The organism is Pseudomonas sp. A014 (assembly GCF_052378495.1).
In the GTDB taxonomy this organism is placed as follows: Bacteria; Pseudomonadota; Gammaproteobacteria; order Pseudomonadales; family Pseudomonadaceae; genus Aquipseudomonas; species Aquipseudomonas machongensis.
Genome location: NZ_CP199001.1, coordinates 2,532,290 through 2,545,699, shown reverse-complemented (window position 1 = coordinate 2,545,699; position 13,410 = coordinate 2,532,290). Strand labels below are relative to the sequence as shown.

Annotated in this window: 18 protein-coding genes; 11 read left to right on the top strand and 7 right to left on the bottom strand. The window is 59.2% G+C overall.

Annotation, left to right across the window (positions count from 1 at the left end):
• Positions 1-5 precede the first annotated feature (5 nt).
• The 4 genes from hxsC to ACTYOL_RS11620 all read left to right on the top strand — a co-directional run bounded on the left by hxsC (position 6) and on the right by ACTYOL_RS11620 (position 2,859).
• Entirely contained in the window at positions 6-1,235 is a 1,230-nt protein-coding gene (hxsC, locus tag ACTYOL_RS11635) for a His-Xaa-Ser system radical SAM maturase HxsC (protein WP_444758149.1), read from the top strand.
• Positions 1,232-1,840: a His-Xaa-Ser repeat protein HxsA gene (gene hxsA, locus ACTYOL_RS11630; RefSeq protein WP_112898104.1), complete on the top strand. Its 609-nt coding sequence runs from the start codon at positions 1,232-1,234 to the stop codon at positions 1,838-1,840. The genes hxsC and hxsA overlap by 4 nt, the downstream gene beginning before the upstream one ends.
• A 240-nt stretch (positions 1,841-2,080) precedes the next feature.
• Positions 2,081-2,398, top strand: coding sequence for a type II toxin-antitoxin system PrlF family antitoxin (locus ACTYOL_RS11625; protein ID WP_063544684.1), 318 nt, complete (start codon positions 2,081-2,083; stop codon positions 2,396-2,398).
• Positions 2,398-2,859, top strand: coding sequence for a type II toxin-antitoxin system YhaV family toxin (locus ACTYOL_RS11620; RefSeq protein WP_444757962.1), 462 nt, complete (start codon positions 2,398-2,400; stop codon positions 2,857-2,859). The genes ACTYOL_RS11625 and ACTYOL_RS11620 overlap by 1 nt, the downstream gene beginning before the upstream one ends.
• Positions 2,860-3,054: 195 nt before the next feature.
• Here the strand turns inward: ACTYOL_RS11620 and ACTYOL_RS11615 are convergent, their stop codons facing one another.
• From ACTYOL_RS11615 to ACTYOL_RS11605, 3 genes are all read right to left on the bottom strand, one after another.
• Positions 3,055-3,279, bottom strand: coding sequence for a hypothetical protein (locus ACTYOL_RS11615; protein WP_065863576.1), 225 nt, complete (start codon positions 3,277-3,279; stop codon positions 3,055-3,057).
• Between the two features lie 72 nt (positions 3,280-3,351).
• Positions 3,352-4,065: a DUF72 domain-containing protein gene (locus ACTYOL_RS11610; RefSeq protein ID WP_444758148.1), complete on the bottom strand. Its 714-nt coding sequence runs from the start codon at positions 4,063-4,065 to the stop codon at positions 3,352-3,354.
• A gap of 150 nt (positions 4,066-4,215) precedes the next feature.
• Positions 4,216-4,434: a hypothetical protein gene (locus tag ACTYOL_RS11605; protein ID WP_054893733.1), complete on the bottom strand. Its 219-nt coding sequence runs from the start codon at positions 4,432-4,434 to the stop codon at positions 4,216-4,218.
• Between the two features lie 303 nt (positions 4,435-4,737).
• Here ACTYOL_RS11605 and ACTYOL_RS11600 point away from each other — a divergent pair, with 303 nt between their 5' ends.
• On the top strand, positions 4,738-6,066 hold the full coding sequence (locus ACTYOL_RS11600; RefSeq protein ID WP_444757961.1) for an SDR family oxidoreductase: 1,329 nt from the start codon (positions 4,738-4,740) through the stop codon (positions 6,064-6,066).
• A 117-nt stretch (positions 6,067-6,183) separates the two neighbouring features.
• On the opposite strand, the gene ACTYOL_RS11595 is transcribed toward ACTYOL_RS11600, so the two are convergent.
• Positions 6,184-6,708 carry a cupin domain-containing protein gene (locus ACTYOL_RS11595; protein ID WP_153774681.1) on the bottom strand — a complete coding sequence of 175 codons (525 nt, stop codon included), beginning with the start codon at positions 6,706-6,708 and terminating at the stop codon, positions 6,184-6,186.
• A 144-nt stretch (positions 6,709-6,852) separates the two neighbouring features.
• On the opposite strand from ACTYOL_RS11595, the gene ACTYOL_RS11590 reads away from it, so the two are divergent.
• Positions 6,853-8,640, top strand: a complete 1,788-nt coding sequence (locus ACTYOL_RS11590) for a thiamine pyrophosphate-requiring protein (RefSeq protein ID WP_197889587.1) — start codon at positions 6,853-6,855, stop codon at positions 8,638-8,640.
• Between the two features lie 57 nt (positions 8,641-8,697).
• On the opposite strand, the gene ACTYOL_RS11585 is transcribed toward ACTYOL_RS11590, so the two are convergent.
• A complete protein-coding gene (locus ACTYOL_RS11585; RefSeq protein ID WP_444757960.1) occupies positions 8,698-9,780 on the bottom strand; it encodes a M28 family peptidase in 1,083 nt (360 codons plus the stop codon).
• 301 nt (positions 9,781-10,081) lie between these two features.
• Between ACTYOL_RS11585 and ACTYOL_RS11580 the strand changes: the two genes are divergently transcribed.
• The gene (locus tag ACTYOL_RS11580; RefSeq protein WP_051096970.1) at positions 10,082-10,291 is read left to right on the top strand and encodes a general stress protein; all 210 of its coding nucleotides are present in this window, start codon (positions 10,082-10,084) and stop codon (positions 10,289-10,291) included.
• A 51-nt stretch (positions 10,292-10,342) separates the two neighbouring features.
• Here ACTYOL_RS11580 and ACTYOL_RS11575 read toward each other — a convergent pair whose 3' ends face one another.
• Positions 10,343-10,501 (bottom strand): hypothetical protein, encoded by a 159-nt coding sequence (locus ACTYOL_RS11575; RefSeq protein ID WP_172964773.1) that lies wholly within the window; start codon positions 10,499-10,501, stop codon positions 10,343-10,345.
• 59 nt (positions 10,502-10,560) lie between these two features.
• Entirely contained in the window at positions 10,561-10,713 is a 153-nt protein-coding gene (locus ACTYOL_RS11570) for a hypothetical protein (RefSeq protein WP_197889585.1), read from the bottom strand.
• Between the two features lie 19 nt (positions 10,714-10,732).
• Between ACTYOL_RS11570 and ACTYOL_RS11565 the strand changes: the two genes are divergently transcribed.
• From ACTYOL_RS11565 to ACTYOL_RS11550, 4 genes are all read left to right on the top strand, one after another.
• A complete protein-coding gene (locus tag ACTYOL_RS11565; RefSeq protein ID WP_444757959.1) occupies positions 10,733-11,272 on the top strand; it encodes a type 1 glutamine amidotransferase domain-containing protein in 540 nt (179 codons plus the stop codon).
• Positions 11,273-11,359: 87 nt separating this feature from the next.
• The gene (locus tag ACTYOL_RS11560) at positions 11,360-12,217 is read left to right on the top strand and encodes an SDR family oxidoreductase (RefSeq protein ID WP_444757958.1); all 858 of its coding nucleotides are present in this window, start codon (positions 11,360-11,362) and stop codon (positions 12,215-12,217) included.
• 168 nt (positions 12,218-12,385) lie between these two features.
• Positions 12,386-12,889, top strand: a complete 504-nt coding sequence (locus ACTYOL_RS11555; protein WP_151924518.1) for a CinA family protein — start codon at positions 12,386-12,388, stop codon at positions 12,887-12,889.
• A 66-nt stretch (positions 12,890-12,955) separates the two neighbouring features.
• Entirely contained in the window at positions 12,956-13,408 is a 453-nt protein-coding gene (locus tag ACTYOL_RS11550) for a hypothetical protein (protein WP_153774686.1), read from the top strand.
• Positions 13,409-13,410: the final 2 nt, after the last annotated feature.

Genomic DNA, 13,410 nt, shown 5'->3' with positions numbered 1-13,410 from the left:
AGGCAATGCTGCGCAAAGATACCCACTTCGAAATCCATCACCTGAATGAGCCGAAACTGCTCAAAGTCATCACTCTTGATGAGTTCATCGAACAAGGCCTGGCTGTTTGTGCCGGAAGCGCTGAGTTCTGTGACCTGCTGCTATGGCTGCCAAACGAAGAACGGCTACGCAGCCCGCATCTGCTCTCATTACCAGTGGGTGGATTCCTGATCCCGGAGCCATTGATCGGCGACTTCAACAGCGCAAGGCCACATCTGCACACCCCCAGAGATGCGGATGTCGTGCAGCCCGGCGATGTCATTGCCATCACACCAGGCAACACGCTGGTGCGAGTGCTCTATCGACGAGGCTCAGACAGCAACCTGCTATTCATGACCGATCGTTGCAACAGCCTCTGTCTGATGTGCTCGCAGCCGCCCAAAGATATCGATGACCGTTGGCACATCGAAGAGAACCTACGGCTGATCGACCTGATGGACCCGGGCGAGGAAAATCTGGGAATCAGCGGCGGAGAACCAACGCTTTATCGCGACGGCCTGCTCGAAATCCTGGCCAAGTGCAAAGCCGTTTTGCCGCAGAAATCCATTCATGTGCTCAGCAACGGGCGTCTGTTCCAAGACCCGAGCTGGACCGCAGCGCTCTCTGCCATCAGCCACCCTCAGTTGAGCTGGGGCATCCCGCTGTATGCCGACAATGCCGAAGACCATGACCATGTGGTGCAGGCTCCAGGCGCGTTCAGCGAAACCCTGCAAGGTCTTTACAACCTGGCGCGCGCCAACCAGATCATCGAGATACGCGTGGTGCTCAATCGCCTGACCACGCCACGCCTGCCAGAGCTCGCCCACTACGTGTTCAGGAACCTGCCATTCGTGCGGCATGTTGCGCTGATGGGTATCGAAAGTACCGGCCTGGCCAGGAAGAACTACGAAGAGCTGTGGATTGACCCGCTGGACTATCAGGAATCGTTGAGCCAGGCCGTGTATTTCCTGTTCAACCGCGCAGTGGCGGTTTCGATCTACAACTTGCCCCTGTGCCTGATCCCGGCACACCTCTCGCGTTTCGCCCGCCAGAGCATCTCGGACTGGAAGAACCTGTTCATCGATACCTGCCAGCAATGCGCTGCATTGAAACATTGCTCTGGTTTCTTCAAATCGCACACCGACCGTTGGCAAAGCCGCGGCGTACAACTGCTATCGACTGAGGCGTTTAGCGCCTATGCAAGGAGTGCACAGTGAAATTGCTTGATCGCTGGAAAGTGCTGATCAGTGGGATCAGCTTGCTGCCAATAGCAGGTACCCCCCTGGCACAGGCAGGCCATCTGTCGCTCGCCGATGCGAACTGGCAACCCAACGATAAGTTACAGCCGCCGGTATTTACCGATACGCTCAATGCGCCAGACACCGTCAACATCTATGCGGCACATCGCTCGCACAGTTCGCACCGGTCCCACAGTTCGCACAGCTCCCACTACAGCGGCTCGGGTGGCTACAGCGCACCTCGTTACTACAGCCCACCCGCTACCAGTACCCGAAGCTATAGCGCGCCGAGTGCTTCGAGCGGCACGTCCAGCAGCAACAGCCTTTATCAGTCGTCTGGCGCTACCAGCGGGACAAGTTCGAGCACTTCAAAGAGTCGCGCGACCAATGAGCAGAAAAACAACCTGATAACCCGTGTGCAGACCGCGCTGATGGTACGTCAGTATTACCAAGGCGCCATTGATGGGGTCATGGGCAAAGCGACACGTGGTGCGCTGATGGCCTTTCAGATGGACAGTGGGCTAACAGTCAATGGCCGGATGGATACGCCATCGCTGAATGCATTGGGGATCAAAATTCCTTGAGTTGCGTGGGGGTGAAGCTAGCACACGTTCAACGAAGCACGAATTATCCCGTGCTGCACAACCCTCAAGTCGACACCACTCGCTAGAGGTTGCTCAACCACCTGCGAAATAATGCTACCGGAAGGTAGAGCAATCCTGTTGAGCGACTGCCCCGCTTACGCTTGATGAGCAGAAGACCAAAATTTGACAAGGTAAGGATTATTCCTTACCATTCGCTCAATTAGCCTTGGGAGATCACTCATGCCTGCCATCCACGAAATCGCGACGTTGACCTCAAAGGGTCAGGTCACAGTGCCCAAGTCCGTTCGCCAGCTTCTAGGCCTCGGCACTGGAGACAAGATTGCATTCGACGTACGAGGCGGTGAGGTCGTGGTCAACCGCGTAGAAACCACCCACGAAGATCCTGCCATCAATGCGTTCCTGGGTTTGCTGGAGGCTGATATCCGAGGCGGCCGCAACCTCACCACCCTGCCGGAAGACTTGGCGCAAACCATGCTCGCCAACGCAAAGCACTCCGTAAACCTGGACGAAGATATTGATGGTGAGGTCGCGCTCTGATGCTGCGACATGGCTGGACACTGTTGTTCCATGAAGGTGTGATTTTACAGCTACGCAAATTGCAAGAAGCCGCCGCCCGGGCCGAGCAGAACGACCCGCGAGGTTTTGAAAGCAACGCTAACGTGAAGCTGTTTCGGGCATTGAGCCATCTGATCCTGGAGGCTGTGCCTGCTGACCCAGGCCGCGATGAGTTCCGCCAAGGCAACACGCTCGGCACCGCTTACCGACATTGGCGGCGGGCAAAAATCGGTAGGCGCTTTCGGCTGTTCTTTCGCTACGACTCAAGATCCAAGGTCATCGTCTATGCATGGGTCAACGACGAAAATATCCTACGGTCCGCAGGCAGCAAAACCGATCCCTACGCCGTATTCGAAAAGATGCTGGGCCGCGGCAACCCTCCTGATGACTGGGATGCGCTGACGGCTGCGACGCGTAGCGACTGGGACAAGCCCAAAGCGTAAGCGGCACGCTTTGGCATCGTCCACTCGTAACCACCGCCAAAAAGTGTGTTTCCGGGAGGCGAATGAATTCCTTACTCAGTCCGTGAACAAGCGAATAAGGGCGGCGGCGATGCGCGCAAGAACGATCAACCATTCATATTCAGCGCTGCCGAAAGGACGCGACCGGGCTTAGCGCCCGGTCACCTGGTCGGATATTCAGCGACGGGCTTTCCTGTCGACCTCGGCCAGACGCTTTTCGATCTGGCGCGTCTTTTCCTCCTGTTCCTTGATGGACGTGGGCGTAATGACCTTGTCCACCGCCTCGGTATCCTGGTCCGGGCGCTCAAGCACCGGGCCTGGCACCCGCTCGCCTTGCTGTGCTTCTTCAGAAGAGAGCGGCCGTGGGACTTTGTCGCCGTTCTTGCCATCGTCAGCTTTCATGGACTGTTCCTCGCGGTCTAATGTGTTCTCAGAAGAGCCCTAACGCAGCCAAAAAGTTTGATCCGGTTTGCATCAGCGCAGATACCGCTCAAGCGTCAGCGCGTTACCCAGTGCTGCGCTGGAGGCGGTGTTGTCGAAGATGCACCAGGTATCTGCACCTGCAGCGTGGCTGCGCTGCAGCCGCTCAGCCAGCTGTTGCAGGTACTGTTGGGAATACTCGCTGTGGTAGATCCGCGGCTCGCCGTGCAAGCGCCAGTAGACCAATCCAGGCCAGCCAGCGGGTTGTGCGTCGGCAGCAAAGCGTGAAGGGCTCGCCGCCACCTGGGCAATACGCAAGTCGATCAACATCGATTGCGCCGCTTGCCAACTGGCGTGCCTGGGCTCGACCGCGACCGGCCCGGCATAGTGTTCGCGCAGGACTTCAAAGAAACGCCGGTCGCGCCCGGCATCATGGGCGAGCGACGGCGGCAACTGAACAAGCAGGCAGCCCAGGCGGTCCCCCAATTGCCGGCATTGGCCAAGAAACGCATCAAGCGCAACCTCGCAGCCTTCCAGGCGTAGCTCGTGGGTGATGAGCCTGGGCAGCTTGACGGCGAAGCGAAAATGTTCCGGAACCGAGCAAGCCCAACGGGCATAGGTCGCAGGTAGATGCGCACGGTAGAACGAGCTGTTGATCTCCACGGCATCAAGCCGCGCGGCATAGCGCTGCAGGTGGCTGCCGGGCAGCGGGAACTCGCCGGCGTACTGGCGGGACAAGCTCCAGCCCGCGCACCCCAGATGAATCATCATGGCATTCCAAATGCACTGTGTTGCTGCAATGGAGTCGTCAAGGCAGGTCGTCGTTCAATAAGCGCAAAGCGCCGAGCAAGAGGCGCCAGAGACGAGTCGGCGCTCTGCCTGGCTTATTTCGATTATCGCTTTCATCCCGGCAACCCCTCAGGGTTGCTGGTAGTGTCCTGGCGATGTGCCGGGCTCGTGGTCATGCTCAAGACGCTGAACTTGCACATCGGTGAATGAAGAAGCCTCGTTGCGGTGCAGGCCCTGCAAGTATTCGCGCGCAGCTTCGCGGCTCAGGTCTTCCTGGTCACTACGGAACTCGCAAGTACCGGGCTGGTTGTCGAGGATGTAGCTGATCAAGTACAGGTAGCTGGGCATTTTGAAGGTCCTAGGGCAGGTGGAGTGAGAAGCGAATCTCCCAGGTTGAGCCTGACTCCGTTGCCTCCGTTCACCCCAATTGACGACTGGCGTTGCCATAACGGCTCAATGCGCCATACCGCAGGGGTCCAAGTGCTGCGCCTGTCCCTTCACCATGCTCTCAGGTTGTCGAGGGAAGCAGCTTCGAAGTGCTTGTCACGTCATCCATGCCTGCATCACACCACCACTGAACCAGTTGCTCTGAACTTTGCCAGCCTAACAGCCTTCCCCTGCATACCCCCCACGTTTTAGGGAGCTTGCACCATGATTGATCAAGCGACAGGCATGAAGCCAGGTGAACGGTACAGCGTTGAAAACCTTGAACGCGCCCATCAGTTCCCAGGCTTTTTCCAAGACGGCAAGTATTACCTCAGCCCAGAGCTTCTGACGGCTATCGGATGGCTGGAAGGCGACCGATTCATCTACGACAGTCTCGATGCTGAAGGCGAGCCCATTTTCCCTGGGCGCGTGGCCGGCACCATCAGCGACTTGACCTTGAATCTTGTGGACGGTACCTCCCTCCAGCTCTCGCGCATCGAAGCCAGTGAGACTTTCACGGCGCCGATAAGCGAGCCCATTTCACCCGCCGATGAGCCGCCCCCGTTGACTCGTTCGCCGATCAGAGGCCCGCTGCGCGGCAAGGTGGTGGTGATCACCGGAGCGTCCAGTGGCATAGGCCGCGCCGCAGCCCATGCCTTTGCCTGCAAAGGCGCGCGTCTGGTTCTGGCAGCACGAGATGAGCAGGCGTTGTTCGAAACGCTGGACGAATGCACCGATTGCGGCACCGATGCTGTCGCCATAACGACCGACATGACCCAGAGCGATCAGGTACTCGCCTTGGCGGAACGTGCTGCCGAGTTTGGTCATGGCCGAATAGACATCTGGATAAACAACGCGGGCGTGGGTGCGGTGGGCAGTTTCGAGGAGACGCCGCTCGAAGCCCATGAGCAGGTCATCCAGACCGACTTGGTGGGTTACCTTCGAGGGGCCTATGTAGCGCTCCCCTACTTCAAGAAACAGGGCAGCGGTACGCTGATAAACACCTTGTCGCTAGGGAGCTGGGTTGCACAACCCTATGCCGCAGCCTACTCAGCCAGCAAATTTGGCTTGCGCGGGCTCACTCAGGCACTCAGGGGCGAGCTCACTGAATTCCCCGACATCCACGTCTGTGACATCTACCCAGCCGTAATGGATACCCCAGGCTTGCGCGATGGCGGCAACTACACAGGCCATGCGCTCAAACCGCCAGGGCCCATCTACGATCCAGAGCTCGTGGCAAAGGCGATGGTGGCCTGCGCTATTTCACCTCACGCCAACACCACTGTCGGTGCAAGCGCCCGCCTCGCGCATTTGGCCAGCTATCTGATGCCTGGGTTACCGGCGCTATCGGGATGGCTCACGCGCTGGGGATTGAACCGTAGCCCTGGCGCAGCGAAGTCTTCAGGCAACCTCTTTGAACCGCCGATTGGTCGGCGAAGTATCGAAGGCGGATGGAGAACCCCGAAGGCCAAAACCCCTTTGCTGCTGAGTGCCGCAGTGATCGGGTTCCTCGCCGGGTTCGTCATTACCCATGCCCAACGCCGGCGCCGGTGAACGATCTCGATGAGGCATAGGTTCGGTTGGCGAGCTGATCTCGCCTGGGTTTCTCTCAAGCGGAAATCCAGGCGTTCTTTTGACAATCGGGTTGGCTCTGCAGGCGTTTGCTGCTAATCACTGCCAGAGCCTCATCAGCGCACCATGTGCGCCAGTCACCGGGTCTTGCTCAGGGTGCGGCACTCGGGCAATACGCGCCAGCGCCTGCTGGTGAGCGCCGGTTTCGGGTCGCTGGGTATCGTAATCCTCCTGCCCCTGGGGATAGGCGCCCACGACCAGGAATTCGTCGCTGGACGAGATGCAACGATGGCCTGTCCCTGCCGGCAAAACCAGAACATCACCCGCCTTGACCGTCAGCGCCTGACCCGCTGCGCCGCCCAGCATGATCCGAGCATGGCCGCAGGCAACGCCGAGCACCTCGTGTGCATTGGGGTGGAAATGGTGGTAGTCGAAAATCCCGGCACGCCACAGCGGGGTCCACTGATGAGCGGCGAACAAGGACTCGAACGCGCTGGCGTTGTCATGCGCAGGCGCAAGTTTCAGCTGGTAGAGCAACACGGGGAAACGGTTATTGGGTGTCGCGCCGTCGTCCTCGAATCGCAAGGCCTGGATGGGCTGGGCGCTACTGTCGATGGCAATCATGAGGGCATCCTGATCAGGCTGGTAATGTCCTTGAGAAGCCATACCCGTGCCGAGGTTCCTATGGACTGACCACCTACAACCTGTTGAAACTTTACCCTCCGCGGCCCAGTCCAGACCCTATTGATCACAGATAGGGAGAAGACGATGACAACGACGGTAGGCGACTTCCTGGTCGAGCGCTTGTACCAGTGGGGCGTTCGACGCATCTTCGGCTACCCGGGGGACGGCATCAATGGCGTATTTGGTGCATTGAGCCGAGCCAACGGGAAGATTGAATTCATCCAGGCCCGCCATGAAGAGATGGCCGCATTCATGGCCAGCGCTCACGCCAAGTTCACCGGTGAGCTCGGTGTGTGCATCGCCACTTCCGGACCCGGCGCCTCGCACCTGCTGACCGGCCTCTACGATGCACGAATGGATCACCAGCCGGTACTGGCCATCGTCGGCCAGCAAGCGCGTGCGGCGCTGGGCGGGCATTACCAGCAGGAGCTGGACCTGTTGTCGATGTTCAAGGATGTGGCCGGAGCCTTCGTACAGCAGGCCTCGACCCCGGAGCAAGTGCGGCACCTGCTCGACCGTGCAGTGCGTACCGCCGTCGGCGAACGCCGAGTCACCGCCATCATCCTGCCCAATGACTTACAGGACCTGCCCTATCAAGAGCCGGCAAGGGTACACGGCACGGTGCATTCGGGCATCGGCTACAGCAAGCCCAAGGTCGTGCCGTTCGACGCTGACCTGCAGCGGGCGGCCGAGGTGCTCAATGCCGGAAAAAAGGTGGCGATCCTGGTCGGTGCCGGCGCCTTGCAGGCCACCGAGCAGGTCATCGCCGTCGCCGAAAAGCTCGGTGCCGGCGTGGCCAAGGCACTGCTGGGCAAGGCCGTGCTGCCTGACGATCTGCCCTGGGTCACCGGTGCCATCGGCCTGCTCGGTACGGAACCGAGCTACCAGTTGATGAACGAGTGCGACACCTTGCTGATGATCGGCTCAGGCTTTCCCTATGCCGAGTTCCTGCCCAAGGAAGGTCAGGCCCGTGGCGTGCAGATCGACCTGCAACCGGACATGCTCAGCCTGCGCTATCCAATGGAAGTCAACCTGGTCGGCGATGCCAGCGAAACCCTGCAAGCATTGCTGCCATTGCTGCAGCACAAAAGCGAGCGGCGCTGGCGCGGCAAGGTCGAACGCTGGCGCACACAGTGGGACAAGACCCTGGAAAAGCGCGCGCAGGCCAAGGCCGACCCGATCAACCCGCAACGCGTGGTGTGCGAACTCTCCCCGCGCCTTCCGGACCACGCCATCGTCACCAGCGACTCTGGGTCGTGCGCCAACTGGTTCGCCCGCGACCTGAAGATCCGCCAAGGGATGCAGTGCTCATTATCCGGCGGCCTTGCCAGCATGGGCGCGGCGGTACCTTACGCCATCGCGGCGAAGTTCGCCCACCCTCAGCGCGCGGTGGTGGCGTTGGTGGGTGACGGTGCGATGCAGATGAACAACCTGGCCGAGCTCATCACCGTGGCCAAGTACTGGCGCCAGTGGGACAACCCGCAGTGGATCTGCGCAGTGTTCAACAACGAAGACCTCAACCAGGTGACCTGGGAACAAAGGGTCATGGAAGGTGACCCCAAATTCGAGGCCTCGCAATCGATCCCGGACGTGCCCTATCACCTGTTCGCCATTTCCATTGGCCTGCAAGGCATCTATGTGGAGCGTGAAGAAGACATTGCCAGCGCCTGGGAGCGCGCCCTGGAAGCCGACCGACCGGTGCTGATCGAGTTCAAGACCGACCCGGACGTCCCGCCGTTGCCACCCCACATCAAGCTTGAGCAAGCGAAGAAGTTCGCCAGCGCGTTGCTTCATGGCGATCCGAATCAGGGTGGTGTCATCGTCCAGACTGCCAAGCAAGTATTCAGCTCAGTACTGCCGAGTAAAAAATAGACCCTGCCGAGACCCGCGCTCAGGCGCGGGCTGCGGTTCAGCTATCCGGGGCGGCGCTCATCTTGCGGATGCGGCGTCGGATCGCTTGTCAGGATGCGGATCTATCAGATATTCGACGAGCGTGACGGCACAGGCCGAGATTCCTTCCAGCACGGCCATCTCGAAACCATGGGTATTTTCGGTCGGGATCGCGATGCAGCCAGCCTTGGCATCAATACCTGTACTCAACACCGCGCTGGCATCGGATGCAAAATCTACCAGCAATGCGGTTTGGGGAACGTACCCTGCCCGCCGAGCGGCGGTCATCAGCGCCTGCACCACGGTGCGGCTGTAGTATCCCTTCTGATCGCCGGTATTGATGATCGGGTTGGCCGTGAGCTCAGTTCCATATTCTTCAAGCACCGGCCCGACCTCGACCGCAATGGTGGTCTCTCCCGGTAACCTGGCTGCCGCGTAGAGCGCACCCGCATTGGATTCCTCTTCCAGCGTGGTCAAGACGAACCACACATCCTGGTGCAACTCCTCACGCCTTGCTCGCAGCAAACGGGCGCACTCGATCACCGCAGTGAGCGGTGCACGGTCATCAAGAAAATGGGCAGCCACACAGTCATGGACAGTGAACGGTTTGCGCCAATGCTGACTGAGCACCACGCGGGTGCCGGGGCGCACGCCAGCGTCTTGCAGCTCGCGCTTCGACATGCGCGTGACCACGTATACATCCTTCCACTGAACATTGCCTGCGAGCACATCTCGCCCATTGGAAGTCCGACCGCTGTTGTGCATCGAGCCATAGGACAGAACACCGGGCAGGTTTTGTTCATCGCCAAGGATATCCACCGGGCAGACACCGAAGCTGATCGGCTGAGCACCGCCCAGGGCCAAAACTTCCAGCGTTCCGTTCTCGCGGACGTTCTTGACGATCATTGCAATCTCATCAAGGTGTGCCATGACCCTGATGGCGTCTTCTGGATTACAGGAATGCCCCGCTCGAACGACGCCCACGACATTGCCAGCCCCGTCAATATGCGCATCGTCGCACAAAGAAGCCAATTCTCGCTGACAGATGGCCCGTACCTCATCTTCCTGGCCGCCAGGGCCGCGAGCATTCAGCAGCTCCGTCAATAACGCATGGATTTCCACCGCTCACCCTCCTCACTCCATCGCCAGTTGTTGACCCTGCCCCAGCAGCCCGCGTTCAGCCGATTGGCTGGTATTGCAGGCATTTCTTTGAGCAACCACCTTTGGTGGAAACAATGCCAGAGGACTGATGAGTAGCGCTCCAGGCTACTTGCGGCGCAGGCTCTAGAACACATGAAATAAAGCGCCTAATACTTCATGCGTTTCGTCCGGTGGATGCGAATTTTTGGGAGTGGTTGCCTCCAGGCTAGCGGTCGAAGTTGAACACAGACTTTCCTGTGTGACTGACATGAGGTGAAAGATCATGGCTAACAACCAAACCAATCGCGGGCATCAAGGCGGCACTGCACAGAACAACCCTGGCAATTTTGCCAACGACCGAGAGAAAGCGTCCGAGGCGGGGCGCAAGGGTGGCCAATCCTCGGGCGGCAACTTTGCCAACGACCGTGAACGCGCCTCGGAGGCTGGCCGCAAGGGCGGACAAAACAGCCACGGAGGCGGTCGCAACAGCTAAGGCCGCTGGCCAATGTGAAGGTGCCAGGGCGAGAACTCGCCCTGGCGCTCTTCAGAGAGATTGGCCATCGTCTTCGATGTCTTCCTCAGCCTCTGCAGCACCAGTGGCGTCAGCGTCATTCAAAGGCGGTGAAGTCGGCTTTTCTGGATCGTTGATGAACGGCACACCACTTGGGCCGTGCTCTTCAAGACCTTCGGTTTTTGGTTGCATAGCAAAGCCTCCCGGCAATATTACTCATGTGCCTGTGAGGGACGAAGGACGAGAAAAATTCAAAGGAAACGCCAGGCGGCAAAATACGACGCCACGCCAGCAATCACGCCTGCAATTTTTTTCAATTGCTGCCCATTGGTCAGCTTGACGCGATTCGGAGCATCGTCTTTGAACTTCGCGGGTGATGGAATGGCCTTCCCTTTCAGGTCCATCGTAAACGGAGAAATCACAATGAATGCGCAACTGAGCGGCAAACGCGTGGCTTTCCTGGTCACTGACGGGTTTGAACAGATAGAGCTCACCGGCCCGCGTGAAGCCCTGGAAAAAACTGGCGCCGTGGTCGACATCCTGAGTGACAAGGAGGGAACTGTACGCGGCTGGAACCATGACAAGCCGGCAGACGAGTTTGCCGTGGATGCAACGTTCGACAGTGCCCACCTGGATCTCTATGACGCCATTGTGCTGCCGGGCGGCGTGCAGAATTCCGACACCATCCGACTGATACCCGGCGCCCAGAAACTGGTGAAAAGCCACAATTCTGCAAGCAAGCCATTGGCGGTCATCTGTCATGGCGCCTGGCTGCTGGTGTCGACCGGCCTAGTCCAAGGCAAGCGGATGACCAGCTACAAGACGCTGCAGGACGATATTCGCAATGCAGGCGGTGACTGGGTTGATGAAGAGGTAGTGGTGGATGGCAACCTGATCACCAGCCGCCAGCCGGACGATATCCCGGCATTCAACGAGCAACTGATCAAGATGCTGGTCGGTTGAGCCCTCTCTCAGCACACCGAAAAAGGCAAGGCGCGCTGACACGATCAGCCTTAAAAAATTCGTGGCACAACCGCAGGAGCTTTTACCATGCGAGACTTCCCTACTCCGCCCTTTCCTTCGCAACGGCAAAGCGTCCCCGGCTCACAACGCAAGATGGAGCCCTATCCAGATTGTGGTGAGCACTCCTATACCGGCCACAATCGCCTGGAAGGCAAAATTGCGCTCATCACCGGTGCTGACAGTGGTATCGGGCGGGCAGTCGCCATCGCCTATGCACGCGAGGGTGCTGACGTCGCCATCGCTTACCTCAGCGAGCATGAAGATGCGCAGGACACTGCGCGCTGGGTCGAAGCAGCAGGTCGAAAATGTCTTCTGCTCCCTGGAGACTTGGCGCAGAAACAGCACTGCCATGACATCGTCGAGAAGACCGTCAAACAGTTCGGGCGCATAGACATCCTGGTCAACAACGCCGCCTTCCAGATGGCCCATGAGACCCTGGAGGAGATCAGCGATGACGAATGGGTGAAAACCTTCGATACCAACATCACTGCTATCTTCCGGATCTGCAAAGCAGCATTACCCTCCATGCCCAAGGGCAGCTCGATCATCAACACGAGTTCGGTCAACTCCGACGACCCATCCCCCAGTTTGCTGGCCTACGCCACGACCAAGGGCGCCATTGCCAACTTCACGGCTGGGTTGGCTCAGCTACTAGGGAAGAAAGGGATTCGAGTCAACAGCGTTGCGCCTGGCCCCATCTGGACGCCTTTGATCCCGGCGACCATGCCCGACGAGGCCGTAAAAAACTTCGGCTCCAGCTACCCTATGGGGCGGCCAGGACAGCCGGTGGAGGTCGCTCCAATCTACGTGCTGCTCGGCTCCGACGAGGCGAGCTACATCAGTGGTTCACGGTACGCTGTTACCGGCGGGAAACCGATCCTCTGACGAAAAAGAGGCTCGCCAGAAGGCGAGCCTGCTTCCTGATTTTCGGGATGGAATCAGCGTTGCGCTGCCCCTCCTCACATGCTGTTTTTGCGCCGTGGACACCGATTGCGCTGAACCAATCACCGCTTGATTGCGTCCACCGCACAACAACAAGCGAGTCGATGTCGTATGGCAAGCGAACCCGTATTGACTGCCCTCAGCTATCTCAAAGACAACAAGTTGATCCTGACGACCGCAGAGTCGTGCACGGCAGGTTGCATGGTCGCGCTTCTGGCGGCGGTGCCCGGCACCGGGGAGGTGCTGGAAAGTGGCTATGTGGTCTACTCCCCAAGCGCCAAGAAACGCTTGCTTGGCGTCAGCGACGAAACCATCGAACGCTACGGCCTGACCAGCGAGCCAGTAGCCTGGGAAATGGCGCTGGGAGCATTGAGAGACAGCGACGCCAATGTCGCGATCGCTACCACTGGCGTCGCGGGGCCCGCCCCTGAGTCTGGTGTGCCGCCGGGCACCCTGTGCTTTGCCTGGGCTTTTGCCGGGGAGCCCACAGCCGTATTTACGCGTACCCAACGTTTCTTCGGTGAGCGGTCTGAGGTCATGCGACAGGGAGCGTTGTTCGGGCTGACGCGTCTTGCTCACTATCACCAACGCTGGCTTCGCGGCGAGCGCGCCTGAGGGCAAGGAATCATGCCGGAAGACGAATGGGCGTCCAGACGCAATCCTGTTCAAGAAGACATGTCGATGCAGCAACGCGTCTGGCGCTTCGAGCGCGTTGGCTGGTATGTACTCGTCATCATCGTCCTGCTGGCCTTGGCAGGGCTGTTCGGCAACGGCCCGCTCAGCGATGCTGAGGTGGTCAGCCCGGATGGTCGTGTCAAAGTCGAGTATCAGCGCCTCAGTCGCAGTGGTACGACCGACAACCTCTACATCACTGTTCGAGGCGAGCCTGGGCAGCCGGTGGAGGTAGAGCTCGAGGGCTCTCTACTTCGCGCTGCCAGTATCGAGACGATGCAGCCGGAACCGCAACGTTCGATGTCGCACGGCCCTGCCCTGTTACTGCAACTGGGTACCCGCAAAGACGGCGTGGCCACCTTGTACCTGACGCTTCGAAGTGATCACGTAGGTACCCTGGAGGGCGTCGTCAGGGCTGGCCCCCGAAGCGCTGTCCACTTCTCCACATTCCTCTACCCATAGGA